General features: G+C 66.8%; 22 protein-coding genes and 3 pseudogenes. 9 read left to right on the top strand and 16 right to left on the bottom strand.

Annotated elements, in window-relative coordinates:
- Positions 1-378: 378 nt before the first annotated feature.
- From IO24_RS0123265 to thyX, 3 genes are all read right to left on the bottom strand, one after another.
- Positions 379-2,064 (bottom strand): ribonuclease J, encoded by a 1,686-nt coding sequence (locus IO24_RS0123265; RefSeq protein WP_031138404.1) that lies wholly within the window; start codon positions 2,062-2,064, stop codon positions 379-381.
- Positions 2,065-2,219: 155 nt separating this feature from the next.
- Entirely contained in the window at positions 2,220-3,119 is a 900-nt protein-coding gene (gene dapA, locus IO24_RS0123260) for a 4-hydroxy-tetrahydrodipicolinate synthase (protein ID WP_031138402.1), read from the bottom strand.
- Positions 3,120-3,330: 211 nt separating this feature from the next.
- A complete protein-coding gene (gene thyX, locus IO24_RS0123255) occupies positions 3,331-4,071 on the bottom strand; it encodes an FAD-dependent thymidylate synthase (RefSeq protein ID WP_031138400.1) in 741 nt (246 codons plus the stop codon).
- 176 nt (positions 4,072-4,247) lie between these two features.
- Between thyX and IO24_RS0123250 the strand changes: the two genes are divergently transcribed.
- A complete protein-coding gene (locus IO24_RS0123250) occupies positions 4,248-4,487 on the top strand; it encodes a hypothetical protein (protein WP_031138398.1) in 240 nt (79 codons plus the stop codon).
- Positions 4,488-4,599: 112 nt separating this feature from the next.
- Positions 4,600-5,154, top strand: coding sequence for a hypothetical protein (locus IO24_RS0123245; RefSeq protein WP_031138397.1), 555 nt, complete (start codon positions 4,600-4,602; stop codon positions 5,152-5,154).
- 75 nt (positions 5,155-5,229) lie between these two features.
- Here the strand turns inward: IO24_RS0123245 and IO24_RS0123240 are convergent, their stop codons facing one another.
- From IO24_RS0123240 to rpsO, 5 genes are all read right to left on the bottom strand, one after another.
- Positions 5,230-5,685, bottom strand: coding sequence for a tetratricopeptide repeat protein (locus IO24_RS0123240; protein WP_031138395.1), 456 nt, complete (start codon positions 5,683-5,685; stop codon positions 5,230-5,232).
- 13 nt (positions 5,686-5,698) lie between these two features.
- Positions 5,699-6,451 carry a 4-hydroxy-tetrahydrodipicolinate reductase gene (gene dapB / locus IO24_RS0123235; RefSeq protein WP_031138393.1) on the bottom strand — a complete coding sequence of 251 codons (753 nt, stop codon included), beginning with the start codon at positions 6,449-6,451 and terminating at the stop codon, positions 5,699-5,701.
- A 28-nt stretch (positions 6,452-6,479) separates the two neighbouring features.
- Positions 6,480-7,859 (bottom strand): M16 family metallopeptidase, encoded by a 1,380-nt coding sequence (locus IO24_RS0123230; protein ID WP_031138391.1) that lies wholly within the window; start codon positions 7,857-7,859, stop codon positions 6,480-6,482.
- Entirely contained in the window at positions 7,856-10,072 is a 2,217-nt protein-coding gene (locus IO24_RS0123225) for a polyribonucleotide nucleotidyltransferase (protein WP_031138389.1), read from the bottom strand. Before IO24_RS0123225 ends, IO24_RS0123230 begins: the two co-directional genes overlap by 4 nt.
- Positions 10,073-10,361: 289 nt before the next feature.
- Positions 10,362-10,649 (bottom strand): 30S ribosomal protein S15, encoded by a 288-nt coding sequence (gene rpsO, locus IO24_RS0123220; protein ID WP_030945091.1) that lies wholly within the window; start codon positions 10,647-10,649, stop codon positions 10,362-10,364.
- 268 nt (positions 10,650-10,917) lie between these two features.
- Between rpsO and IO24_RS0123215 the strand changes: the two genes are divergently transcribed.
- Entirely contained in the window at positions 10,918-11,211 is a 294-nt protein-coding gene (locus IO24_RS0123215) for a DUF397 domain-containing protein (protein WP_031138385.1), read from the top strand.
- A 139-nt stretch (positions 11,212-11,350) separates the two neighbouring features.
- Here the strand turns inward: IO24_RS0123215 and eccD are convergent, their stop codons facing one another.
- Entirely contained in the window at positions 11,351-12,856 is a 1,506-nt protein-coding gene (eccD, locus tag IO24_RS0123210; RefSeq protein ID WP_031138383.1) for a type VII secretion integral membrane protein EccD, read from the bottom strand.
- 318 nt (positions 12,857-13,174) lie between these two features.
- Here eccD and eccCa point away from each other — a divergent pair, with 318 nt between their 5' ends.
- From eccCa to IO24_RS43305, 5 genes and pseudogenes are all read left to right on the top strand, one after another.
- Complete coding sequence (gene eccCa, locus IO24_RS0123205) at positions 13,175-17,146, top strand: type VII secretion protein EccCa (protein ID WP_031138381.1); 3,972 nt, start codon at positions 13,175-13,177, stop codon at positions 17,144-17,146.
- A 197-nt stretch (positions 17,147-17,343) separates the two neighbouring features.
- Positions 17,344-17,802, top strand: a complete 459-nt coding sequence (locus IO24_RS0123200; RefSeq protein WP_031138379.1) for a hypothetical protein — start codon at positions 17,344-17,346, stop codon at positions 17,800-17,802.
- Positions 17,803-17,806: 4 nt separating this feature from the next.
- Positions 17,807-20,107, top strand: coding sequence for a DUF6571 family protein (locus IO24_RS0123195; RefSeq protein WP_031138377.1), 2,301 nt, complete (start codon positions 17,807-17,809; stop codon positions 20,105-20,107).
- 4 nt (positions 20,108-20,111) lie between these two features.
- Positions 20,112-20,813, top strand: coding sequence for a hypothetical protein (locus IO24_RS45275; RefSeq protein ID WP_157851287.1), 702 nt, complete (start codon positions 20,112-20,114; stop codon positions 20,811-20,813).
- Positions 20,814-20,828: 15 nt separating this feature from the next.
- Positions 20,829-21,077 (top strand): annotated as a pseudogene (locus IO24_RS43305) (transposase family protein); the annotation flags it as partial.
- A gap of 200 nt (positions 21,078-21,277) precedes the next feature.
- On the opposite strand, the gene IO24_RS47665 reads toward IO24_RS43305, so the two are convergent.
- From IO24_RS47665 to IO24_RS43295, 3 genes and pseudogenes are all read right to left on the bottom strand, one after another.
- Positions 21,278-21,394 (bottom strand): hypothetical protein, encoded by a 117-nt coding sequence (locus IO24_RS47665; protein WP_078899371.1) that lies wholly within the window; start codon positions 21,392-21,394, stop codon positions 21,278-21,280.
- On the bottom strand, positions 21,360-21,611 hold the full coding sequence (locus IO24_RS45270) for a hypothetical protein (protein WP_157851286.1): 252 nt from the start codon (positions 21,609-21,611) through the stop codon (positions 21,360-21,362). Before IO24_RS45270 ends, IO24_RS47665 begins: the two co-directional genes overlap by 35 nt.
- 4 nt (positions 21,612-21,615) lie before the next feature.
- Positions 21,616-22,242: pseudogene (locus tag IO24_RS43295) on the bottom strand (IS30 family transposase); the annotation flags it as partial.
- 18 nt (positions 22,243-22,260) lie between these two features.
- On the opposite strand from IO24_RS43295, the pseudogene IO24_RS47660 reads away from it, so the two are divergent.
- Positions 22,261-22,390, top strand: a pseudogene (locus IO24_RS47660) (IS701 family transposase); the annotation flags it as partial.
- A gap of 143 nt (positions 22,391-22,533) precedes the next feature.
- Here the strand turns inward: IO24_RS47660 and IO24_RS0123190 are convergent.
- The 4 genes from IO24_RS0123190 to IO24_RS43290 form a co-directional block, all read right to left on the bottom strand.
- On the bottom strand, positions 22,534-23,640 hold the full coding sequence (locus IO24_RS0123190; protein WP_234335272.1) for a S8 family serine peptidase: 1,107 nt from the start codon (positions 23,638-23,640) through the stop codon (positions 22,534-22,536).
- Positions 23,641-24,158: 518 nt separating this feature from the next.
- Positions 24,159-24,461, bottom strand: coding sequence for a WXG100 family type VII secretion target (locus tag IO24_RS0123185; protein ID WP_031138373.1), 303 nt, complete (start codon positions 24,459-24,461; stop codon positions 24,159-24,161).
- Between the two features lie 88 nt (positions 24,462-24,549).
- The gene (locus IO24_RS0123180; RefSeq protein WP_031138371.1) at positions 24,550-24,888 is read right to left on the bottom strand and encodes a WXG100 family type VII secretion target; all 339 of its coding nucleotides are present in this window, start codon (positions 24,886-24,888) and stop codon (positions 24,550-24,552) included.
- Positions 24,889-24,983: 95 nt separating this feature from the next.
- Positions 24,984-26,192: a S8 family serine peptidase gene (locus IO24_RS43290; RefSeq protein WP_234335271.1), complete on the bottom strand. Its 1,209-nt coding sequence runs from the start codon at positions 26,190-26,192 to the stop codon at positions 24,984-24,986.
- Positions 26,193-26,266 lie beyond the last annotated feature (74 nt).

The raw sequence follows: 26,266 nt of genomic DNA, 5'->3' as shown, positions 1-26,266 counted from the left end.
GGGGTATCAACATATCTGGCGTTGACTTTTGGCACGCTGTTGAGTTCTCAAGGAACGGTCGCTTCCTTTGTACTCACCCTCTCGGGCTTTCCTCCGGGCACTTCCCTTCGGTCTTGCGTTTCCGACTCTATCAGATCTTTCCGATCCGATTTCCTCGGTGCTTTCCAGGTTCCCGCTTCCGCGTTTCCCTTTCCGGCGGCTCCGACTTTATCAGAAGATTCTGAGTCGGATTTCCCTCCCCGGCCGGGCATGGTCTCGGTGCCTGAGTTGGCCCGGGTGCCCCGTCGGGAGGAGTTGTAAACCTACTGGAGCGGGGCGCCTCGATGCAAATCGAGGCGCCCCGCTCCCAGTTGGTGCGAGCTCAGGTCCGACGGGCCGTCAGACCTCCACCACCACAGGCAGGATCATCGGCCGGCGCCGGTAGGTGTCCGAGACCCACTTGCCCAGCGTGCGGCGCACCAGCTGCTGGAGCTGGTGGGGCTCGACCACGCCGTCCTGCGCGGAGCGTTCGAGCACCTCCGTGATCCGCGGGGTCACGTCAGCGAAGGCGGAGTCCTCGATGCCGGAGCCCCGGGCCTGGATGTGCGGGCCGCCGGTGATCTTCCCGGTGGACGAGTCAATGACCAGGAAGACCGAGATGATGCCCTCGTCACCGAGGATCCTGCGGTCCTTCAGTGCCGGCTCGCCCACGTCACCGACCGAGAGGCCGTCGACATAGACGTAGCCCGCCTGGACCTTGCCGGAGATCTTCGCCTTGCCTTCGATGAGGTCGACGGCGACGCCGTCCTCGGCGATGACGATGCGATCGTGCGGGACGCCGGTGAGGGCGCCGAGTTCGGCGTTGGCGCGCAGGTGGCGCCATTCGCCGTGCACCGGCATCAGGTTCTTCGGACGGCAGATGTTGTAGAAGTACAGCAGCTCGCCCGCGGAGGCGTGGCCGGAGACGTGGACCTTGGCGTTGCCCTTGTGGACCACGTTGGCGCCCCAGCGGGTGAGGCCGTTGATCACGCGGTAGACCGCGTTCTCGTTGCCGGGGATCAGGGACGACGCGAGGATCACCGTGTCGCCCTGGACGATGCGGATCTGGTGGTCGCGGTTGGCCATGCGGGACAGGGCCGCCATCGGTTCGCCCTGGGAGCCCGTACATACCAGGACCACCTCGCTGTCCGGGAGGTCGTCGAGCGTCTTGACGTCCACGACCAGGCCCGGCGGGACCTTCAGATAGCCGAGGTCCCGGGCGATGCCCATGTTGCGGACCATCGAGCGGCCGACGAAGGCCACGCGGCGGCCGTACTCGTGCGCCGCGTCCAGGATCTGCTGGATGCGGTGCACATGGCTGGCGAAGCTCGCGACGATGATGCGCTTGCGGGCGCCGGCGAACACCTGCCGCAGGACGTTGGAGATCTCCCGCTCGGGCGGGACGAACCCCGGGACCTCTGCGTTCGTCGAGTCCGAGAGGAGGAGGTCGATGCCCTCCTCGCTCAGACGTGCGAAGGCGTGGAGGTCCGTGAGGCGGCTGTCCAGCGGGAGCTGGTCCATCTTGAAGTCGCCGGTGTGGACCACCATGCCCGCAGGGGTGCGGATGGCCACGGCCAGCGCGTCCGGGATGGAGTGGTTGACCGCGATGAACTCACAGTCGAAGGGGCCGATGCGCTCGCGGTGCCCCTCCACCACCTCCAGGGTGTAGGGGCGGATGCGGTGCTCCTGGAGCTTGGCCTCGATGAGGGCGAGGGTCAGCTTGGAGCCGATCAGCGGGATGTCCGGCTTCTCTCGCAGGAGGAAGGGGACGCCGCCGATGTGGTCCTCGTGCCCGTGCGTGAGCACGATGCCCTCGATGTCGTCGAGGCGGTCCCTGATGGACGAGAAGTCCGGCAGGATCAGGTCGATTCCGGGCTGCTCCTCCTCGGGGAAGAGCACTCCGCAGTCGACGATCAGAAGGCGGCCGCCGAATTCGAAGACCGTCATGTTCCGGCCGATTTCGCCGAGGCCGCCGAGCGGCGTGACCCGCAGGCCGCCTTCGGGGAGCGGCGGGGGTGTGCCGAGTTCGGGATGCGGATGACTCAAAAGACTCTCCTCACCACACACGCCACGTACCGGTGGGGCACGTGGCGCGCGTGACGTTCGTGCAGAAGCAGTTGTCTGTTTGGGGTGTGCGGGCACCGGTGGCCCGCTTATTCAGTTGTGAAGCACGTGCGCGGGGGACCGCGCGAAGTCTGATGTCAGAGCTGTACCCCGCCGGCGGCAAGATCGATCTTGAGTTGCTCGATCTCCTCGGGCGCGCACTCGACCATCGGGGCGCGCAGGGGCCCGCCGGGCAGTCCCTGCAGAGCGAGCGCCGCCTTGGTCGTCATCACGCCCTGGGTGCGGAACATACCCGTGTAGACGGCGAGCAGCTGCTGGTGGATCTCGGTGGCCTTCTGGACGTCGCCCGAGGTGTACGCCTCGACCAGGGCGCGCAGCTCGGGAGTGACGACGTGGCCGACGACCGAGACGAAGCCGACGGCGCCGACCGACAGCAGGGGCAGGTTCAGCATGTCGTCGCCGGAGTACCAGGCGAGGCCGGAGCGGGCGATGGCCCAGCTGGCGCGGCCGAGGTCGCCCTTGGCGTCCTTGTTGGCGACGATCCGCGGGTGCTCGGCGAGCCGGACGAGCGTCTCGGTGTTGATCGGTACGCCGCTGCGGCCGGGGATGTCGTAGAGCATCACCGGGAGGCCGGTGGTGTCGGCGACGGCCGTGAAGTGCCGGTAGAGGCCCTCCTGCGGGGGCTTGTTGTAGTACGGCGTCACGACGAGCAGGCCGTGTGCGCCGGTGCGCTCGGCCGCCCGGGCGAGTTCCATGCTGTGGTGGGTGTCGTTGGTGCCGACTCCGGCCACCACGTGGGCGCGGTCTCCGACCGCCTCCAGGACCGCCCGTACGAGATCCGCTTTCTCCGCGTCGCTGGTGGTCGGGGACTCGCCGGTGGTGCCGTTGATGACGAGGCCGTCGTTGCCTGCGTCCACCAGGTGGGTGGCGAGTCGCTGAGCGCCGTCGAGGTCGAGTGCGCCGTCCGCCGTGAAGGGCGTGACCATGGCGGTGAGGACCCGCCCGAAGGGGGTCTGCGGAGTCGAGGTCGGAGCCATGGGTTACACGCTACTCGTTGCTCAGGACCGGGTCTGCCCACGGGGCAGGCGACAAGTCGTGACAAAGGTGGAGCCCGGCACTGCCTGCTCGGGGGTTCAAGCAGTGCCGGACCCGTTTGATCAGGCTAGATGAACTTCTCCAAATGCCGCAATACGGACACTTCGCACGGCTGAACCGTACATCTGTACCTGACCCGGGACCGGGGGCGCGTTACGGCGCCACGCGTCCGTTCGCGTTGAAGGCGGAGTAGGTGAGCGGCATGAGCCGGGACCACTCGGCCTCCATCTTCTCGCCGACCATCTCGATCTCGCGCTGCGGGAAGGACGGGATCTTGGCCAGCTCGTGCTGGGTGCGCAGACCGAGGAAGTGCATCAGCGAGCGGGCGTTGCAGGTGGCGTACATCGAGGAGTACAGGCCGACCGGGAGAACCGCACGGGCTACCTCGCGGGCGACGCCGGCGGCGAGCATCTCCTGGTAGGCCTCGTACGCCTGCCGGTACGAGTCCTCCATGACGCGGCCGACCAGCTCCTGCTGGGCCTGGGTGCCCTCCACGAAGACGTACTTGCCCGGGCGGCCCTCCTGGACCAGCTTGCGGGACTCGTCGGGTACGTAGAAGACGGGCTGGAGCTCGCGGTAGCGGCCGCTCTCCTCGTTGTACGACCAGCCGACGCGGTGCCGCATGAACTCGCGGAAGACGAAGATCGGGGCACTGATGAGGAAGGTCATCGAGTTGTGCTCGAAGGGGCTGCCGTGCCGGTCCCGCATCAGGTAGTTGATCAGGCCCTTGGAACGCTCGGGGTCCTTGTTCAGCTCCTCCAGGGACTGCTCGCCGAGGGTCGAGACGCGGGCGGCGAAGAGGACGTCCGCGTCGGACGCGGTGTGCTTGACCAGCTCGACGGTGACATCACTGCGGTAGCTGGGCTTGAGGTCGTCGGCGGGGGTGTCGGTCACGGTTGGCAGGGCCTTCCCATCTCGTCGTGTGGCGACGCCACTCTACGGCCCGGCCAATTCAGTGCGATCGGTGGCGTGCCGCTATGAAGTCGGTGAAACAGGGCACCTCTGAGGGAGTTCGTTCGTCTCTACAGACGAAAGTGATCCGTTCCACCCCTGAAGGAGACGCACCCCTGATGTTCGGTCGGCGTGAACCCGTACCGTTTGCCTTCGTCGCCGAGGCCGACAGGTTCCGCAGCAATGTCACTCCCCCACCGCGCGAGCGGTCGTCCGTCGGTCAGATGGCCGGCCGTTGGCTGCTGGGGCTCACCATCGTGGCGGGGCTCGTGGGGTCCCTGGTCATCGGGACGCCCGCGCTGACGCCCGACAAGACGGCTGATCAGCCTCAGCAGTCGCAGGCGTCCGAGAGTCGCTGAACCGCACCGCGCCGGCGGTGACTCCATCCGGCCCCCCGCCAGTGGTGACCGGGGACACAGATCGGTAGCCTCACCGGGCACAGCCCACGCATGGATCGAGTGAGGACCAGCCGTGCCCCTGCCCTTCCTGACGGCCGACCGCGTTTTCGAGGCGGCGGACGACGTTCCGTTGCCCTACGAAGACCGTGACCGCTGGCGGCGTCCGTACCGGCCCGGGCCCTGGCGCGTCGGGGTTGCCGCGCTCGCGCTGCTGCTCGCCTCGTTCGTGCTGTTCGCGGCGGTCATCATCGCCGTGACGGCCGAACTGTCGTCGGCCGCCGTGGTGTTCGCTCTCGCGCTGCTCGTCATCGCCGCGGCGCTGCGGCTGCTGCGCATGGGCGTGTGGGTCAGCGCGCGCGGGCTGCGGCACGCGGGTTTCCTCACGACGCGTACGGCGTCCTGGGAGCAGGTCGTCTCCGTGCGTACGGTGCAGCAGCCGGTGCGCTGGCTGGGACTGCCCCGGACCGTGCAGGGACAGGCGCTGCTGCTCGGACGCCAGGGCCGGGAGGCGGGCGGTGTGCCGCCCCTGATGACGACGCACGACGCGGACTTCCTGGGCCGCGCGGAGGCCTTCGACCGGGCGGCCGACGCCGTCGAGGCGTGGGCCGAGGAGTACGGCCCGCGCTGACGTTCTCGACTCTCATGCCGGCGGGGCTGGACCGTATGCGCGGTCCGGCCCCGCCGGCATGAGGGGGGGTGCGGTTCAGGCGGCTTCGGGCTGCTTGCCGTCGTGCAGGGCGATCGCGCGCTGCATCGCCTTGCGGGCGCGCGGGGTGTCGCGGGCGTCATGGTAGGCGACGGCGAGGCGGAACCAGGTGCGCCAGTCGTCGGGGGCGTCCTCCGTCTCGGCCTTGCGCTTGGCGAAGATCTCGTCGGCCGAGTCGCGGTCGATGCGGCCGCTGGGGGTGCGCCGCAGTTCGTCGACGGGCAGTCCGCCCTCGGCGTCGAGTTCGGCGGCGAGCCGGCCGGCCTTGCGGGCGAACTGGGTGTTCTTCCACAGGAACCACAGGCCGATGACCGGCAGGATCAGCACGGCGACACCGAAGGTGACGGTGAGGGGTGTGCCGGCTTCGATGAGCAGGACGCCGCGGCTGCCGACCAGGACGAAGTAGACGACCAGGACGGCGGCGGTGAGGGCGTAGGTGAGCTTCGCGCGCATGACGGTCAGAGGCTCAGTTCAGGTCCAGGAAGTGTTCCAGGCCGAAGGTCAGGCCCGGGGTACTCACCACGCGGCGGGCGCCGAGCAGGATGCCCGGCATGAAGCTGCTGTGGTGGAGCGAGTCGTGCCGGACCGTGAGGGTCTCGCCCTCGCCGCCGAGCAGGACCTCCTGGTGGGCGAGCAGTCCGCGCAGCCGGACGGCGTGGACCGGGACACCGTCGACGTCTGCGCCGCGGGCGCCGTCCAGGGCGGTGGCCGTGGCGTCGGGGGCCGGGGCGGTGCCGGCGGCGCGGCGGGCCTCGGCGATGAGCTGGGCGGTGCGCGTGGCGGTGCCGGAGGGGGCGTCCACCTTGTTCGGGTGGTGCAGCTCGACGACCTCGACGGACTCGAAGTAGGGGGCGGCGAGCTGCGCGAACTTCATGGTGAGGACGGCCCCGATGGAGAAGTTCGGCGCGATGAGCACGCCCGTCCCGGGGGAGGCGGACAGCCGGCTGTTCAGCTGCGCGAGGCGCTCGTCGGTCCAGCCGGTGGTGCCGACGACCGCGTGGATGCCGTGGCCGACGCAGAACTCGAGGTTGGCCATGACCGAGTCGGGCGTGGTCAGTTCGACCGCGACCTGGGTGCCGGCTTCGGTCAGCGTCTCCAGCTTGTCGCCCCGGCCGAGGGCGGCGACCAGCTCCATGTCCTCGGCGGCTTCGACGGCTCGTACGGCTTCGGAGCCGATCCGGCCCTTGGCGCCGATGACCGCCACGCGCAGCTTGCTCATCTCTTGTGCTTCCTTCACCAGGGGGTGGTCAGGCGACGGCGTCGTTCAAACGGGTCGCCTGTTTGTCCTTCAGCGGGCCGATGACCGACAGGGAGGGCCGCCGTCCCAGGATCTCGCGGGCGACCTCGCGGACGTCGTCGGGGGTGACCGACGTTATCCGGGAGAGCATGTCGTCGACGGACATCTGCTCGCCCCAGCACAGCTCGCTCTTGCCGATACGGTTCATCAGCGCGCCGGTGTCCTCCAGGCCGAGGACCGTGGACCCCTGGAGCTGGCCGATCGCACGCCCTATCTCGTCGTCCGAGAGGCCGTGCTCGGCGACGTGGTCGAGTTCGTCGCGGCAGATCTTCAGCACGTCGTGGACCTGCGACGGGCGGCAGCCCGCGTACACGCCGAACAGGCCGCAGTCGGCGAAGCCCGAGGTGTACGAGTACACGCTGTAGGCCAGGCCGCGCTTCTCGCGGACCTCCTGGAAGAGGCGGGAGGACATGCCGCCGCCGAGGGCGGTGTTCAGCACGCCCAGGGCCCAGCGCCGCTCGTCCGTGCGGGACAGGCCCGGCATGCCGAGCACGACGTGCGCCTGCTCGGTCTTGCGGTCGATCAGCTCGACGCGGCCCGCGGTGCGCAGGGCACGCTTGCCGCTGCGAGGGGCGACGGGGTCGGCGGCGGGGTTCTTGAAGGCACCGGCCTTCTCGAACGCGGCGCGGACCTGCCGTACGACCTGGGCGTGGTCGATGTTGCCGGCGCAGGCAACGACCAGGTGGGTCGGGTCGTAGTGCTTCTTGTAGAAGCGGCGGATGCGGTCGGCGGTGAGGGCGTTGACCGTGTCGACCGTGCCGAGGACCGGGCGGCCGAGGGGGTTGTCACCGAACATCGTGTGCGCGAACAGGTCGTGCACGCAGTCGCCCGGGTCGTCCTCGGTCATGGCGATCTCTTCGAGGATGGCGCCCCGCTCGACGTTGACGTCGTCCTCGAGGATGAGCGAGCCGGTCAGCATGTCGCAGACGACGTCGATGGCCAGGGGCAGGTCGGTGTCGAGGACGCGTGCGTAGTAGCACGTGTACTCCTTCGCCGTGAACGCGTTCATCTCGCCGCCGACCGCGTCGATGGCGGAGGAGATGTCCAGGGCGGATCTGCGGCCGGTGCCCTTGAAGAGCAGGTGCTCCAGGTAGTGGGTCGCACCGTTCAGGGCCGGGGTCTCGTCGCGGGAGCCGACGTGCGCCCAGATGCCGAAGGTCGCGGAGCGGACCGAGGGCAGGGTCTCGGTGACGATGCGCAGGCCGCCCGGGAGGGTGGTCTTGCGGACCGTGCCGATGCCGTTCTCACCCTTGATGAGGGTTTGGGTACGGGCGACGGCCCGCGCCTCCGAGGAGGTGCGGGCCGTCGCCTGGAAACCGCGGGACGTCACTGGTCGCCGTCGTCCTTCTTCTCGTCGCCGTCTTCGCCCTCGATGACCGGGATCAGGGAGAGCTTGCCGCGGGAGTCGATCTCGGCGATCTCGACCTGGACCTTGTGGCCCACGCCGAGGACGTCCTCGACGTTCTCCACGCGCTTGCCGCCGGCGAGCTTGCGGATCTGCGAGATGTGCAGCAGACCGTCCTTGCCCGGGAGCAGCGACACGAACGCGCCGAAGGTGGTCGTCTTCACGACCGTGCCCAGGTAGCGCTCGCCGACCTCCGGCATGGTCGGGTTGGCGATGCCGTTGATCGTGGTGCGGGCGGCCTCGGCGGACGGCCCGTCGACCGCGCCGATGTAGATCGTGCCGTCGTCCTCGATCGTGATGTCGGCGCCGGTGTCCTCCTGGATCTGGTTGATCATCTTGCCCTTGGGGCCGATGACCTCACCGATCTTGTCCACGGGGATCTTGACGGTGATGATCCGCGGGGCGTTCGGGGACATCTCGTCCGGCGTGTCGATCGCTTCCATCATCACGTCGAGGATGTGGAGGCGGGCGTCACGGGCCTGCTTGAGGGCCGCGGCCAGGACGGAGGCCGGGATGCCGTCCAGCTTGGTGTCGAGCTGGAGGGCGGTCACGAACTCCTTCGTGCCGGCGACCTTGAAGTCCATGTCGCCGAAGGCGTCCTCCGCACCGAGGATGTCGGTGAGGGTGACGTAGTGCGTCTCGCCCTCGATCTCCTGGGAGATCAGACCCATGGCGATACCGGCGACGGGGGCCTTCAGCGGCACACCGGCGTTCAGCAGCGACATGGTGGAGGCGCAGACCGAGCCCATGGACGTCGAGCCGTTGGAGCTCAGCGCCTCGGAGACCTGGCGGATCGCGTAGGGGAACTCCTCGCGCGTCGGCAGGACCGGCACGAGAGCGCGCTCGGCGAGGGCGCCGTGGCCGATCTCGCGGCGCTTGGGGGAGCCGACGCGGCCGGTCTCGCCGGTGGAGTACGGCGGGAAGTTGTAGTTGTGCATGTAGCGCTTGCGGGTCACCGGGGAGAGGGTGTCCAGCTGCTGCTCCATGCGGAGCATGTTCAGGGTGGTGACGCCCAGGATCTGGGTCTCGCCACGCTCGAACACCGCGGAGCCGTGCACGCGCGGGATGGCCTCGACCTCGGCGGCCAGGGTGCGGATGTCGGTGACACCGCGGCCGTCGATGCGCTTCTTCTCCTTGATGACGCGCTCACGGACCAGGGTCTTGGTCAGCGAGCGGTACGCGGCGGAGATCTCCTTCTCGCGGCCCTCGAACTCCGGCAGGAGCTTCTCGGCGGCGAGCGCCTTGACGCGGTCCAGCTCGGACTCGCGCTCCTGCTTGCCGGCGATGGTCAGCGCGGAGGCGAGCTCCGGCTTGACGGCGGCGGTGAGCGCCTCCAGGACGTCGTCCTGGTAGTCGAGGAAGATCGGGAACTCGCCAGTGGGCTTGGCGGCCTTCGCGGCGAGGTCGGCCTGGGCCTTGCAGAGCACCTTGATGAAGGGCTTCGCGGCGTCCAGACCGGCGGCGACGACCTCCTCGGTCGGCGCCTCGGCGCCGCCCTCGACCAGCTTGATGGTCTTCTCGGTGGCCTCGGCCTCGACCATCATGATCGCGACGTCGCCGTCCTCCAGGGTGCGGCCCGCGACGACCATGTCGAAGACGGCGTCCTCGAGCTCGGTGTGCGTCGGGAAGGCCACCCACTGGTTGTTGATCAGCGCGACGCGGACGCCGCCGATCGGGCCCGAGAAGGGCAGGCCGGCCAGCTGCGTGGACGCGGACGCGGCGTTGATCGCCACGACGTCGTACAGGTGGTCGGGGTTGAGCGCCATGATCGTGGCGACGACCTGGATCTCGTTGCGCAGGCCCTTCTTGAAGGAGGGGCGCAGCGGGCGGTCGATCAGGCGGCAGGTGAGGATGGCGTCCTCGGAGGGACGGCCCTCGCGGCGGAAGAAGCTGCCGGGGATCTTGCCGGCGGCGTACATCCGCTCCTCGACGTCCACCGTGAGGGGGAAGAAGTCGAGCTGGTCCTTGGGGTTCTTGGAGGCGGTGGTGGCCGACAGCACCATGGTGTCGTCGTCCAGGTACGCCACGGCGGAGCCTGCGGCCTGCTTGGCCAGGCGGCCCGTCTCGAAGCGGATGGTGCGGGTACCGAAGGCGCCATTGTCGATGACGGCCTCGGCGTAGTGGGTCTCGTTCTCCACTAGTGCTTTCTCCTCGTCCTCGTCTCGGCTGCCCGTGTGGCAGGGAGACGGTTGCGGAGAAGCGCGCCGTGCTGTGCGGGCCGGTCTTCGATCGAAGCACCCGGGGCTCACTTCCCCCGGGGGCCACTACCGAGGACCGGCGGCGGCTAGGTGCGCCTCTCCTCTTCTTGTTGTGCTGTGTCGTCCGTATTGCGTTGTGCTACCACACTACAAAGCAGTGGTGACACTCCGCACGTACAGCAAAGGGAGCGGTCCCCTTTCCTTCGGGAACCGCTCCCCTCACGGCGTCTTACTTGGCGCCCGCCGCACCGCGGCGGATGCCGAGGCGGTCGACCAGCGCGCGGAAGCGCTGGATGTCCTTCTTCGCCAGGTACTGGAGAAGGCGGCGACGCTGACCCACCAGGATCAGCAGGCCACGGCGGGAGTGGTGGTCGTGCTTGTGGGTCTTGAGGTGCTCGGTCAGGTCCGAGATGCGGCGCGAGAGCATGGCGACCTGGACCTCGGGGGAGCCGGTGTCGCCCTCCTTCTGGCCGAACTCGGTGATGATCTGCTTCTTCGTAGCGGCGTCGAGCGACACGCGTACTCCTCATGGTCTGTGATGGCCGCCGAGTGCCCCCGGTCTGCATCTCGGGGGAGCTTCCATGACTCGGAAGGCGGGGATCCGCTGGGCGCGGCCTCCAGAGCGGTGAGCTCCGGGGGTGCGTACACAAACGGCCGTCGACCAGGGTACCAGGCGGTCGGGGCCCTCTTTGCCCTGGTCCTTCGAACCTCCCGGCCGGAGCGGAGGCGGCCACTAGGGTAAGCAGATTCGGATCGTTCGTACGTCGGGAAGGGGTCGCTGCGGCATGGCGGAGACGGCTGAGGAGATCAAGGCGCGCAAGGAGCGGGAGCGGGACGAGCTCTACGCACTGGACATCTCGGGTGTCGAGTGGCACAGCGCGCCGGGCACCGAGGGCCACGAGGAGCGGGTCGAGATCGCCTACCTGCCCGACGGGGCGGTGGCGATGCGGTCGTCGCTCGACCCCGACACGGTGTTGCGCTACACAGAGGCGGAGTGGCGGGCGTTCGTGCTGGGGGCGCGGGACGGGGAGTTCGATCTCGAGTCGGCGCCCCGCAGTGGGGGGCTCGGCCCGGAGTGACGGGCGGGCACGGGAGCCCTTACCGGGTCGTCGGGCACTCCCCGACGACCCGGTGCGTGGGTGTGGTGGGTCCGCCGCCCGGATGGACCGGGTGAGCACGGAGGGCAGCGGGTGAGCACGGAGGGCAGCGGGGCGGGGCTCAGCTGGTCATCGAGCGGACTGCCGAGTACACGTCGAACACCGCCAGGGTCAGCGGCACCAGGGTCAGCAGCACGAAACCCTCGGCGATCTCCAGGAAACGTCCCCAGAACGGGGTGAGGCCCCCGCGCGAGACGATCAAACCGATCGCCGTGACGAGCGCGGCCGTCGCGGCGATCGCCGCGACGAGCCAGATGGTCCGGAGGTCGAGGTCGCTGCGGTCGCCCGTGAGGGCCTCGCGGACGATCGAGTGCGGCGGATTGAGTGCCAGCCCCAGGCCGAGCAGGACGAGAGAGGCGAGACCGGCGGCCAGGACGGGGGCCACCTGGCCCGTGTACCGGAAGAGATGGGCGCGCATCAGCATGGCCAGACCGGTCGCCAGGGCCAGGAGCTGGGCCCAGACGTTCTCGGAGAATCCCAGGACCGCCGAGGAACCGACGGCGAGCAGCGCGCAGCCGCCCACCAGACCGACCAGGAGTTCGTGTCCACGCCGCGCCTGGGCGGCGACCCGCTCGGCGTCGACCGGCTCCTGAGGGGCGGGGTCTGTGTCGTACGCGCTGCGCGGGACCGTGTTCGGGGTGTCGAAGCCGATCGGGAGCCGGGCGAAGCGCATCGACAGCCCCGGCAGGAAGGCCAGGCCCCCGACGGCGATCGGGGCGCACAGGGCGGCGATCTCGGAAGGCGCCCAGTCGGCGAGGATCGCCGCGAACACGGCGATCAGGCTGATGGCGGAGGCGACGACGAAGCCCACGAACGGGCCGTCCCCGCTCGGCGAGCACAGGCTGAGCAGGACCGAGGCCAGCAGCACCGCCGCGCAGGCGAGGAGGAACTGGAGCCGGCCGATGCCCTGCCCGTCGGCGAGCGGCAGGAGACCCGAGCCGGCCACGCCGACGTTGGGGAGGGCGCCGAGCCCCAGGGCGATGGCCGAGGCCCTGTCGTCGTAGACCCGGGCGCGCACGCAGGCCAGGACGACCAGGAGGACACCCGCGACGCCGGCGAGGATGCCGGGCAGGCTGTTCATGTCGTGCAGCGGGTCGCCCATCCAGGCCACGAAGGCCAGCAGGACCGGCAGTACGCCTCCCCCGACGAGACCCGCCGCGCGCGTCAGGGCGCCGCTCCACAGGGTGCGCTCGCTGGTCACGGCGGAGGCGACCGCCTCGGAGACGTCGTCGAAGACGGCGGGCGGCAGCGACTCGGAGAACGGGCGCAGCGCGAGGAGTTCGCCGTCGAGGATGCGCTGGGCGGCGAAGGAACGGGCACTGTCGAGAACAGTGCCGTCCCGGCGGACCAGGTGGTAGCCGACGGGCGCGCCCTCGGCGGGACCTTGCCGGGTGAGGGTGAGGATCTCCGGATAGAGGTCGGCGACCGGGATGTCGTCGGGCAGCGCCACGTCGATCCGGCTGTCGGGCGCGACGATGGTGACGCGGCAGAAACCGAGACCCGTGCCCGCCCCGGCGGGAGTTCCCGTACCGGGTCCCCTTCCGGTGGCTGCCGCGGAGGCCGTCATGCTCACCTGCTGCTCCCCCTCAGTGATGATTCTTTGCCTACGGTACGGAAGTCCTGCGCGGTCTTCCCGTCCCCGGTGACCGATCGTGCGGCGAGGTCGCGGGAACAGCCCTTCGTGCCGTCGCCGGGCTTCCGCGGCCGGCGGGATCTGCCGCAATGCCCCGTTTACTCCGGCTCAACTCGCGTGTGCCGACGCGAACTTCCGGCACCCTATCGCCCCTTGCGTCCAGGGGAGTCAGTAGGATCGCGCGGCGGCCCTGCGTCCGCCTGACACGGGGCGGCGGACGGACTCTCGGGCTGGTCGAGGGAATGGATGCCAGTGAGCCACATCGTCGTGAAGCGCCCGCCTCGGGTGCTGCCGTCCGAAGTGTCCACGCAGGACATCATCCTGCAGCCTCCACCGGAACTTCCGCGGGGCCATCGGGAGAGCGTGCTGATGCAACTCCTGCCGACGTTGGGCATGGGTGGCTCGGTGGTCTTCTTCTTCACGAGCGGGCAGCCGTTCATGAGGATCATGGGCATGGTCATGATCGCCTCGACCATCGCCATGTCCGTCGCGATGGTGATCCGCTTCCGCCGCGGCTCCCAGGGGGAGCTGGCGGACATGCGCCGCGACTACCTGAGCTACCTGGCGCAGACCCGGCGCACGGCCGTCGACACGGCGAAGACCCAGCGTGACGCGCAGTACTTCCTCCACCCCTCCCCCGAACAGCTGTGGGCCCTGGTCGCCGAGGGCAGCCGGGTCTGGGAACGACGCTCCGGCGACGAGGACTTCGCCCAGGTCCGCATCGGCCTCGGCGCGCAGTCCCTCGCCAGGACCCTCGTCGCCCCCGAAACCGCGCCCGTCGAGCAGCTGGAGCCGCTGACCGCGGGTGCGATGCAGCGCTTCCTCGCCGTCCACAGCACCCTGGACGACCTGCCGATGGCGGTCTCGTTGCGGGCGTTCTACCACGTCACGATCAGCGGCGATCCGCAGTCCGTACGGTCCTCCGCCCGGGCCATCACCGGCTCGCTGGCCGCACTGCACTCCCCGGAAGATCTGCTCATCGTGGTGGCGGCGGGACGCGAGGCCCTGCCCCACTGGGAGTGGGCCAAGTGGCTGCCGCACGTCCAAGCGCCCGGCGCCGTGGACGGAGCGGGCAGCCGCAGGCTGATCGACAGCGACAGCCGCGAACTGGAGAACCTCCTCGCCACCCGGCTGACCGGCCGCCCGCGCTTCCACCCGAACGCGGCACCCCTGCCGGAGGAGCCCCACATCGTCGTCGTACTCGACGGCCTCACCCTGCCGCCGGACTCGGTCCTGGCCAATCCCGAAGGGCTCCAGGGCGTCACCGTCCTCGAGGTGGTCCCCGGCGAGCTCATCACGGGCGGCGGCGAGCTCTCCATCGTCGTACAGCCCGAAGCGCTGCACCTGGAGTCGGGACACGGTGTCGTCTACGAAGGAACCCCCGACGTCCTCTCCTACGAGTCCGCCGAAGCCCTCGCCCGGCAGCTGGCCCCGCTGCGGATGGCCTCGGGCGGTGACGACGACGAACCACTGCTCGCCAACCTGGAGTTCACCGACCTGCTGAACCTCGGTGACGCGGCGTCCGTCGACACCCAGCGCACCTGGCGGCCGCGGTCGCTGGCGGAGCGGCTGCGGGTGCCGATCGGTGTCGGCGAGGACGGACGCCCCGTGATGCTGGACCTCAAGGAGGCCGCGCAGGAGGGCATGGGCCCGCACGGCCTGTGCGTCGGCGCCACCGGCTCCGGCAAGTCGGAGCTGCTGCGCACGCTGGTACTGGGCCTCGCGGTCACCCATTCGTCGGAGACGCTGAACTTCGTCCTCGCGGACTTCAAGGGCGGCGCGACCTTCGCCGGCATGGCGCAGATGCCGCACGTCGCGGCCGTCATCACCAACCTCGCGGACGACCTCACCCTGGTCGACCGCATGGGCGACTCCATCCGCGGCGAACTCAACCGCCGCCAGGAGATGCTGCGCGACGCGGGCAACTACGCCAACATCCACGACTACGAGAAGGCCCGCGCGGCCGGTGCCGCCCTGCAGCCCATTCCGTCGCTGGTGCTGGTCATCGACGAGTTCAGTGAGCTGCTGACGGCCAAGCCCGACTTCATCGAGATGTTCGTGCAGATCGGCCGCATCGGCCGGTCGCTCGGTGTGCATCTGCTGCTGGCGTCGCAGCGCCTGGAGGAAGGCCGCCTGCGCGGTCTGGAGACCTACCTGTCCTACCGAGTCGGTCTGCGCACCTTCTCCGCCGCCGAGTCCCGCGCGGCGATCGGCGTACCGGACGCCTATGAGCTGCCGAACGTCCCCGGCTCCGGCCTTCTGAAGTTCGGTACGGACGAGATGGTGCGCTTCAAAGCGGCCTACGTCTCCGGCGTGTACCGCTCGGGCACGCAGCGCACCGCGCTGAGCGGCGGCCCGCTGCCGATGAACCGGCGGCCGGTGCTGTTCACGGCGGCCGAGGTGCCGGTGCAGTACATGGCCGTCCCACAGCAGCGCCTTTCGGCTTCGGACGGGCCGGAGGTCGACGACGCGCTCGCCGACACCGTGCTCGACGTGATCGTGCGCCGGCTGGAGGCCCAGGGCCCGGCCGCACACCAGGTGTGGCTGCCGCCGCTGGACAGTCCGCCGCCGCTCGACGCACTCCTGCCCGGCCTCACAGCGGTACAGGGCCGCGGCCTCACACAGCCGGGCTACGAAGGCGCCGGCCGCCTGGTCGTACCGGCGGGCCTGGTGGACAAGCCCTACGAGCAGCGCCGCGACCCGCTCTGGGTCGACTTCTCCGGCGCGGCCGGCCACATGCAGATCATCGGCGGCCCGCAGTCCGGCAAGTCGACGCTGCTGCGCACCCTGATCTCGGCGTTCGCACTCACCCACACGCCGTACGAAGTGCAGTTCTACGGACTCGACTTCGGCGGTGGCGGCATGGCGGCGGTGGCCGGCCTGCCGCACGTGGGCGGGGTCGCCTCGCGCCTGGATCCGGAGCGGGTGCGGCGCACGGTGGCCGAGGTGTACGGCGTGCTGAACCGCCGCGAGGAGTACTTCCGCTCCGCGGGCATCGCCTCGATCGCGGACTTCCGGGCCAGGCGGGCCCGGGGCGAAATCGCGGTCACGGATCAGCCCTGGGGCGACGTGTTCCTGGTCATCGACGGCTGGGGCAACTTCCGCGCCGACTACGAGGCGATGGACCAGGTGATCCACGACATCGCGGCGCGCGGTCTCGGTTACGGCGTCCACCTGATCCTGACGGCTTCACGCTCCATGGAGGTCAGGGCCAACCTCAAGGACCACCTGATGAACCGCCTGGAGCTGCGGCTCGGCGACACCATGGACTCGGAACTGGACCGCAAGGTGGCCGCGAACGTCCCGGCGGGGGTGCCCGGCCGCGGACAGGCGCCGCAGAAGCTGCATTTCATGGCGGCGGTGCCGCGCATAGACGGTCTCACCTCCGACACGGACCTGGCCGACGCCACGGCCGCCCTCGCAACCGAGGTCTCCCGGCACTGGCAGGCCCCCGGCGCACCCGAAGTCCGTCTGCTGCCCCGCGAGTTCCCGGCCGATCAGCTCCCCCCAGGCGATCGCTTTCCACGCCGCGGCGTCGCCTTCGCCCTCGACGAGGACAACCTCGAACCGGTCTTCGTGGACTTCGAGCAGGACCCGTTCTTCCTCGTCTTCGGCGAGAGCGAGTCGGGCAAATCGAACCTGCTGCGGCTGCTGATCCAGCAGCTGACGCAGCGGTACTCCGGCGACGAGGCCAAGCTGTTCGTCATCGACAACCGGCGCTCACTGCTGGACGTGACGCCGTCGTCGCACCTCGCCGAATACATCCCCATGTCCAACTCCATGGACCACCACATGGCCGCCCTGGCCGACTTGATGAAGCGCCGCACACCGACAGCCGACGTCACCGCCCAGCAGCTGCGGGACCGGAGCTGGTGGCGCGGACCAACGGTGTACGTCGTCGTCGACGACTACGACCTCGTGGCCACGTCTAGTGGGAATCCGCTGGCTGGGTTGACGGAGCTGTTGCCGTTCGCCCGGGATGTGGGGGTGCGGTTCATCATCGCGCGGTCGACCGCGGGTGCGGGGCGGGCTTCGTACGAGGCGTTCATGCAGCGCGTGAAGGAACTGGGCGCGCAGGGTGTGGTGCTCGCCGGTGACCCCGGAGAGGGCGACCTGCTCGGTGGGGTCCGGCCGCGGCCCATGCCTGCGGGGCGGGGGGTCTTCGTGTCCCGACGGAGGGGGAAGCCGTTGGTGCAGGTGGGATTGGTGGCGAACAACTGGTAACCGGGTCAGAGTGATGGGCTACCCGGGCCTGGTGGGCTCCACTAGGGCCAGCCCCGCGGCGGCAGCTTGTGGAGAGTTTGGTGAGATTCGTGCACTCCCTTGAACCGAGTTCACGGGTTCTGGCGAGTTGGCATCTGGTCGGAGACGCTCCAGTCCGCAAAGCGGGCTTCACGGAGATACGGGGAAGGGGACCACGCATGGCGTGGGATGAGTGGGAGCAGCTCAAGGCCGAGGCTGCGAGCAAACAATCGGCGCACATGCAGCTCAATCACGTGCCCGCAGACCCGAATGGCGGTATGGGCACCAAGGATGCATGGGGCGACCTCATAGTCAGCCAGAAGGACCTCTCAGCGATCGGCAAAGCCGCGCATGACCTGTTCGAGGACTTCGGACGCTACAGCGACCACGCCCGCGTCTCTTCCCTGGCTGCCGCGGGCATGCTTCAGAGCGAGGGCTTCGCCTTGGGCGGTGCGCTCAGTCACGTCGCCGAGCGCTGGGTGGACCAAGTGCAGTCCCTCATGGACGCCTGTGCGCATATCTCCAACCACCTGCGCTACACCAAGAACCAGCACGCCGCCGACGAGACGTACATCTCCACCATTCTCAGCAGCATCTCCACCCTGGACGAGGGCTTCGACGAGCGGAAGGGGGGCTGAGCCGATGGACCTCGACGCGCTCCGCTTCGGAAATTTCTCCAAACTCGGTGAGGCAATCACCGACTGGGAGCAGATGACAAAGCATCTCGCGGACCTCAAGGAGGACGCGGAACGCAACCTCAAGGCCAAGGCTCACAAGGCCAACTGGGCAGGCGACAACGCAACAGTCACTCGTGAGTTCGTTGACAAGACCGCTGGCGAGTTCACCGACGCCCACACACAGGCCGACTCCATCACCAAGATCCTCAAAGACACCCGTGGCGAACTCATCAGCTACCGCACACAGCTCACCGACGCCATCGAGCGAGGTGTCAAGAAAAACCTCACGGTGATGGACACGGGCAATGGCACGTTCACTGTCACGATGAACATCCACCCCGACCGCGCCGCCAAAGGCACTCATGTCCCCGAGCACACGCAGCAGGACGTAAACAATTTCCGGGACGAGATCCAGCAGATCCTCACCAAGGCCACAGCATCCGACAGCAGCGCGGCCGAGGTACTCAAGCTCCTCGTGGACCAGGCGAAGCACGGCTTCTCCGATGCCAGCTACAAGGACCGGGACTCAGCAGCGGAGGCAGTCAAGGCTGCCAAAGACATGGCCGACATCATGAGAAAGGACGGCCGTAAGCTAACCAGTACTGAGCTCAATCAGCTCAACGAGAATCTGGCCAAGTACGGGAATGACCCGCTCTTCGCCGAGAGGCTCACCACCGATATAGGGGCCAAGAAGACCCTTGAGTTCTACGCCGGTGTCGCCGACCCGTACCAGGGCTACAGTCGCGACCCGAAGATGTGGGAACAAGCCAAGCAGCTACAGAAGCATCTTGGCATAATGCTCGGCACCGCCACCCTTTCCGACAGCGACGCCATGGCGGGATGGGAGAGGAAGATAATCCAGCTCGGTCCCGACCGACTTGGAATCGACGACGCCAACGATCCGAGTGGCTTTGCAGTCATGAGCAACCTCATGCGGTTCGGCGATTACGACGACCAGTTCCTGAAGGAATACGGCGAAAAGCTCATTGCCTTCGACAAGGAACGCAACGTCAAGGACATGAGCCCTTGGATCAACAACTGGAACCAGGGTGATCTCAACTTCTGGGACAAAAACGACCGTGGTCGTGACCCGATGAACGGCTTCCTCCAGGCGCTCGGCCACAACCCCGATGCCGCAACCCAGTTCTTCGCACAGCCCGAAGGAACGGGAGCCGGCGTCAACAAGGACTCCGAACTCAACGACCACCTCAAGTACCTGGCCAAGGATCGGATCTGGCTGCCTGATCCCACGCTCGACGGGAAACGGGACTTCATCGCGGGCCACGACGCCCTGGGCCATGCTCTAGAGGCAGCGACGACCGGATACGCCTATGACGCCGCTCCCATGTCGGGCAAGGACCCCATGGTCCCTGGGAGCGCAGATCACCGTACTGCAGCCACCGCCGGCGTCATGGAGCAAGTCGCCTACCTCTACGGCAGCGAGGACGGGCCCAAGCTGCTGCATGACCAGTCCGAGCTGTCAGACAGCCTCGGAAAGATGGGGGCTGCTTATATCGATGACATCGACTACAGCCTCTCTGGAATCGGTGATCATGCAAAAGACGACAGCAACTTCCCCGCCAAATACCCGGATCGCGCCGATTTCGGGAACCAGGGCGCCATCAATTTCCTCAGCGTGCTGGGCCAGAACGAGACCTCGCACGGCGTCGTCACCTCGGCTCAGCACCTGTACACATTGAGCATGCTCGATGCTAATCCGCCCACAAATGACCAAAATATTGATCACGCCAGAGACGCCTTGTCGGCCGAAGCTGAAGCTCGAGGGATTCTGGACAACTCTCGCGTCCAGCAAGCAGAAACAACTTACGGAGCCAACGCCGAGGAAGCCAACAAGTCACTCGGCAGATCGACAGAGTGGATCAAGTTCGGTGTAGGAGCCGTCGTCGGCGGCGGCGTCGCTTGTATTCCCATTCCAGGAGCGGCAGGTGCTGGGGTGGCAATTGCCCCCATTGCAGCAGAAACGGCAGGAGAAGCGCTCAGCACCTTCATTGGTCAACAAATCGACAAGGGGGCAGACAGCACAGAGCAGGATCCTCGAGAGCAAGCTCAGGTGACAAGCGCGCTATTTTACGACAAGGGCTTCGAGACTATCGGAACCAGTTACGAAACATATTTTAAAGCTCACCCAAATGCCGCAGAAATGGCAGACGAACAGAATTGGAAGGAAGAGATCAAGGCAGGATACCTTGGAACAGGTTCGCATCAGAATGACTACCGCGGGCGCCCCGCCTACAAGGAAGACTGAAAAAGTGAGCCAGATGCCACGTCTCGAAAATCAAGTCGGCCAAATAAATAAAGTTCTTTGGTGGACGCTTTCTAGTGCCTTGACTGTCGCAGCACTGTCCGGTTGCAGTAAGGACAGCCCCTCGGAAGCAGACGGGGTTCCCGCCACTCAAGTCTGTGCATCAACTCTCGATACCTCAGCAGCAGCTGCATTGGAGAGAATTTCGGGAACGGATAAATTCGCAGAGCTTGAGGGGCAGAGCACTGTCAACGGCGCCTCACAAGAGTTCTCACTAAGCGGTGCAGCCGAGGGACTTCATGGCACCGCCTCCGAACGAAACCAGTGCACCATCTACACAGCTGGCGACAAGAGCGCGCACCCCTTGATCGAGGTTGACTTCGAAGTGGCTACTAGCCACCCAGATAAACGCACCGCCTTGCAGAAAAACTCACAGAAGACAACCGTTTACTCGATTGGCACTTACGCGGCCACAAATGCGAACTTCGGGGCATCACTTTTCTTCGCTTGCTCGACTAAGGGTCCCGAGGGAGCCAAGCCGTACGTGAAAGCGAGCATGTACAGCTCGGGTGATCAATTCGAAGAGGAGGAGACAAGCAAGGACAGGATGATCATCCTGAACTCCATCTCGCGTCACCTCGCAGAAAAACTGGGGTGCGCTAAGGATGCGAGTCTGCCTACCGAGGTCCCAGCCCCTATAACGGAGTAGTCGCGATCCGTGGAGCCGTACGATGCCGACCGCGCCTATATGGGAGCCGGCCCGTCGGTGACGACACCTCTCAGACGCCCGCCGGGCCGTGACCTTACCCCGACCCAGCAAACCGTCAACCGAGCGCTGTCCACAGCACGGGCACCGGTCGAACGGGGCGTCGCACGACTGAAATCGTGGCGGATCTTCCGCAGGTCCTGGTGCAGCCCGAATCGAACTTCGTCAATCTCCGCGGCCGTCCTCACTCTGGAGCGGCAGCGCTGACAGAGCTCAGTGACTGGTACTTCGTCTCGGCGCCGTACGCCTCGTCGTAACGTAGAGAGACGGCGTTGTACCCGCGCCGGACCACGCCCTTAAGATCTGTGATATCCACGCTCGAGACGCTAGCCACTGGTCACAACCACGGCGAACGAATATCTCGAACCCCTCGTCGATCAGGAAGACGAGCGGGCGTTAGAACAAGCTCAGATTGTGTTTGTGAACTGGGCTTTCGTCTTTTGAATGTAGTAGGTGGTCTCGTACTCGACTGGCGGGACGTGGCCTATCTCACCGTGGAGTCGGCGGTGGCAGTACCAGTCGATCCACTCGGCGGTGGCGAGCTCGACCTGGGAGAGCGTCTTCCAGAGCCCGGCCGGGTTTGATCAGCTCGGTCTTGAACAGGCAGATCGTCCATTCCATCAGGGCGTTGACGTAGGCGTCGCCGACCGAGCCGATCGATGCCGCGATTCCTGCTCGGGCGAGGTGCTCGGCATGCGCGAACCATGCGTACTGGCGAGGTTCGACCAGTGGTTGCAACACCGGCTTATGTGATCGATAGTAGATGGTCGTTGAGAGCTTCGGCGGGTGGCTTCCAACCGAGGCTCTTGCGAGGGTGACTGTTAAGGCTGGCAGCGACCGCCTCGATATCCTCCGCCGCCCACCGGGAAAGGTCAGTGCCCTTCGGGAAGTATTGGCGCAACAGGCCGTTCGTGTTCTCGTTCGTGCCTCGCTGCCAGGGACTGTGCGGGTTGGCGAAGGAGACCGGGACACGCGGTCTCGATCGTGAACTGGGCTTGTGCCGACAGCTCCTTGCCGCGGTCCCAGGTCAGCGAGCGCCATAGCTGCGCGGGCAGAGTGCCGACTGTGACCGCAAGCGCATCTTTCATCGTCACCGCGCCAAAGCCGGCCAGCGGCGGCCCGTTCTTTGTACGCGGGACGATGCCATAGCCCTCCTGGCGGTGAGGTGGACAAGCAGCGTGAAGCGGGTTGTCCGCTCAACCAGCGTGCCGATCGCCGATCGCTCGAGTCCGATCAGGAGGTCGCCCTCCCAATATCCCGCTATGGCTCGGTCGTCGGCCTCGGCTGGCCGCTCGCTGATAAACCCAACGACGGCGGGCTGGGGCCGCCACGCTGCCCCGCTACCGCGAGCCCGCGCGGCCACAGCCGACCTCGATCGTGTTCCAGCCGCTGGCGGCAGGGCAGCAGGGGCGCAACGATCTCGCGCTTTCGACGTGCTTGAAGTTCGGCCGTCAGGCAAGGAAGCCACCCGCACCGCACGGGAGCAGGCTGGCGGACGCAGCCTCTGGAACGGAGTGTTGCTCATGGGGGTCTTGAGCCAGTCCGCAGCTTGCTGGTCCGGACTGGCCTCTCGGTAGCTCCTCAAGCACCAGTCGTCGGTCGGCCAGTTACCTGGTGTCATCAGCTCTGTCGCCAAGCGCCCGCCAAACCGCGCTCCCTGTTGTCAGCGTTGCCGACGGCGTACCAGCACCCACGCCGTGCCTCCAACCAGCACAGCTACGGCAGCCGCAGCGGCCGCCAAGGGCGCGCCGTTGTCGCCGTCGGAGGCGTCCGCAGCAGCGGACGGAGCGGACTTCGCTGTCTCGCGCACCGGTTCGGCACCCTTCGCAGGGCTCGACGAGGCGCTCGGGGACCCGGTGACCGGACGCACGAAGAAGAGACCGCCATCCGGGTCGGCGCTCCCAGGTTGGCCCTTGCCGTCCAGGAGGCTCAGCCGAGGGCGGACCAAACCGTAACCGACATAGGTGCTGACGGAGTCCGACGGCCAGTCACGGCCAGCAGTTTCCTCAAGAACTCGCCAAACTTGCACAGCAGTCCACGTGGGGTGCTTGGACCACACCAGGGCGGCCGAGGCCGACACCAGCGCAGCCGCTGCTGCGGTGCCGCCTCCGTCCTTGCAGTACCGCTGGAAAGTCGCATCGCACCACCGGGGTATGTCGACCCCCGGAGCAGCCATGTCGACATCCTTCCCGTGCTGAGACGTGGAGGCGACCTTCCCGGACCGGTCGACGGCCGCCACGCCAATCACCTCATGGAACGCGGCAGGGTACTGCGGCTTGTTGCCCAGCTTTGCGACGTCGCCGGTGCCGGCGATCAGCAGCGCTCCCTTCTTGACCGCGTCCTCAAATGCGCTGCTGTCCCCGAACAGGTTACTGAGGGCGTACTGGTTGTTGATAGAGAAGTAGATGATCTGCGCGCCGCTGTCGGCGGCGGCCTTCACGGCGGTGGCCAGCGGGTAGTTGATGTGGGGAGCGTCGTCGTGTGCGACGGGCGGCACACGGATCGGGATGATCTTGGCGCCGGGGGCAAGTCCTTGCAGTCCGCCGCCGCGGCCAGTTCCGGCGATGAGCTCGGCGGCCGTGGTCCCTGCACCGGTGGTGTCGGTAGTGTCCGTCACGCTGCCCTTGACGTTCTCGGATTGCACTGAGGCATCCACCCCTGTGAGGACCTGTCCCCGCAGTGAGGGCGTGGCAGGGTTCACGCCGGTGCTGATGACGGCGACCTTGATGCCCTTGCCCGTGCTGACCTTCCACAGATCTTCGGCCTTCATGGCTCCGAGGTACCACTGGCTGGGAGCCGTGTCCGCTGCCATGGCGAGGGGAGACGGGCCGGCGATACCCAACAGGCAGGCGGCGGACACAGCGCAGGCTCGAAGAGTTCGGTGCATGATCCCTATTCGTTCACTCTGGAGGAGACACTGGTACGGAATTACCCGGAGGGAAGCGAGCACTCCGTCTCGGCGATGCGCTGCTCGGGCGAACGCGTTCCGCACCATCGAGGGTCGTCCTTCAGGCCGAGAAGATCGAAGCTGCTACGGACAACCGGGTTGTGGTCATCAGGGACTCCGGTATGAGGCGTCATGACGAGAAGAGACCGTATGCAGACTTGGTAGCAGTTCTCCTGGCATGTTGGACGGGCTCCCTGGCATGAGCCGGAGTAGTCAACGCAACACTTCGTTCGGGACAGACCACGGACGTTTGGCGCGCAGGCTTTCTGACGACGCGGTACAGCAGCACAGGGTGGGCACCTCCCGTGCGTGCCCACCCTGGTTTTGCAGACTGTGCGCTCCTACTGGAAGTAGCTGGCGCCCTTCAGGTCGCCGCCTCGGTAGTCACCGCCAGCGGTGCGGACTCGCTGCGAGATGTTGACCAGCGCCTGGTGGATGCCCCGCGCATGCGTGTCCCACTGCTTGGACTTCTTCTGGAACTCCTCGTACGCTTCGCCGCCCCAGCCCGAGGAAACGTTGAGCACGGCCTGCTTCAGGGCCTCGAGGTCCTCCTCGAGCTTCTTTGCCTGATTGCCGAGCTCGGTGGCGAGCGCATCCATGGTGCCGTACGTGACGGCAAGTTCGTCGTAGTGTGCTCCGGACATGTTTCCCTCGTTTCTGTGCAGATTTCAGCCGGACTGCGCAGCCCGGACCGCGGTGCGGCTCGCTGCCGCCGATGGCTCGTCGGTAGCCTCAGTAGCTGTTGAGCGCCGAAGTCTTTCCACCGAGATCGTCTACCGAAATCTGCTTGAGGTCGGCTTCGATCTGATTCTCGAGGTTGCGCTTGTCGGTCTTGTTCAGGTTGATGCCCTCGAGGAAGTCGTCGAGCATCTTGCCGATCGCGACCATGTGCTGGTTGATTTCCGTCTGCTTCGTGTTGAACGCCTGGGCGCCCTGTCCCCTCCAGGCCTTCTCGATCATGTCGATCGTGCCCTGCAGCTTCGCGAGCGATCCCCTGATGTTGTCGTATCGATCGACGACCTCGGTCTGAAGCCTCTGTACGTCGCCTTCATTAAGCTTGCGGTCGACCATTTCGGCACTCCCCTTCTTCTAAGAGCTGTGATTCGTTTCCGAGCGCGTCATCGCGCCGGAGAGGTCGTGTGTGACCGGTTGACCCGCGTGAGTCGTCATGCTTTTCGCCGCGAGCGGGTCACCGCGAAGGCAGCGCCCCCGATCACCAAGGCCGCCCCTGCGGCTCCGAGAGCGACCCACATCGTGGTGTTGTCGGACGACTCCGAGGTCGATCCTGCCGCCGAAGTCCGGCCGCCAGCAGTGTTCTTGGGGGCCTGTGACGAGGTTGATGCGGAAGCGGAGGGTGAGGCGGTGACGCCCGTGACGCCGGTTCCGTTCTCGAAGCTGAGGGGGTCGGTGGCGGCCGACCCCGGGTTGATGTCGCTGTTCTCCAGCACCTTGCGGGGGCGGACCAAGCCGTAGCCCAGATAATTGCTCGGCTTATTCTTCGGCCAGTCGCGGCTCGCTGTGTCGATCAGACTGCGGAGAACCTGGTTGGCGGTCCAATTGGGGTGGGCGGACCATATGAGGGCGGCGGAAGCTGAGGTGATGGCAGTTGCCATACTTGTTCCATCTCCGCCGTTGCAATACGAGCGGAACGTCGCGTCGCACCAATAGGGCACGTTGAGGCCTGGAGCCGCCAGATCGACATAGTTTCCGTGTTCCGAGAACTTACCGACTTTTCCTTTTTCATCTGCGGCAGCCACCCCGACGACATAAGGATAGGCCGCCGGATAGCCAATATAGTTTTTGGATTCAGCGTCATTGCCAGTGCCTGCGAACATCAACTTGCCCTTGGACTGGGCATATTTGACGGCCTTCTCCTCGTCTGGATCGAGGAAGTCTCCGGCGAATGACATGCTGATAATCTGGGCATCGCTATCGGCGGCAGCCCTGATCGCATCGTCGACCGACGGTGTCTTCCTTTTGTCGGTGGTGTTCTTAACGCCCTTGACGAGGACCCGATACGGGACAATTTTCGCGCTGGGTGCTAGGCCCCGCAAGCCGCCGCCTGCGCCGGTCCCGGCAATCAACTCCGCCATGCTGGTTCCGTGGCCGTCGTAGTCCGTGGTGGCGTTATATGAGACCGTCTTAGGCACTGCGTCTCCTAGCACCTGGCCCTTGAGGGAAGATGTGTACGGATTCACGCCAGTGTCCAACACGGCAACCTTGACGCCCTTGCCAGTGCTGATTTTCCACATCGCGTCAGCATTCATTGCGTCCAAGTACCACTGCTTCGACTGGACGTCGGCGGCGATCGCGCTTGGAGCCAGTCCGGATCCGCCAATGGCGAACGCACCGAGTGCGGCACACACGATGGACATCCGCCTTCCGGTACGTCTTGCGACAAGCGCCGTCAAATGCCCGCGAGGGCTGGTTCCTGTCATGCCTCTGTACA

It is taken from the genome of Streptomyces flavovariabilis, assembly GCF_000725785.1.
Classification (GTDB): Bacteria; Actinomycetota; Actinomycetes; order Streptomycetales; family Streptomycetaceae; genus Streptomyces; species Streptomyces hawaiiensis.
This window is presented reverse-complemented; position numbering and strand designations above follow the sequence as displayed.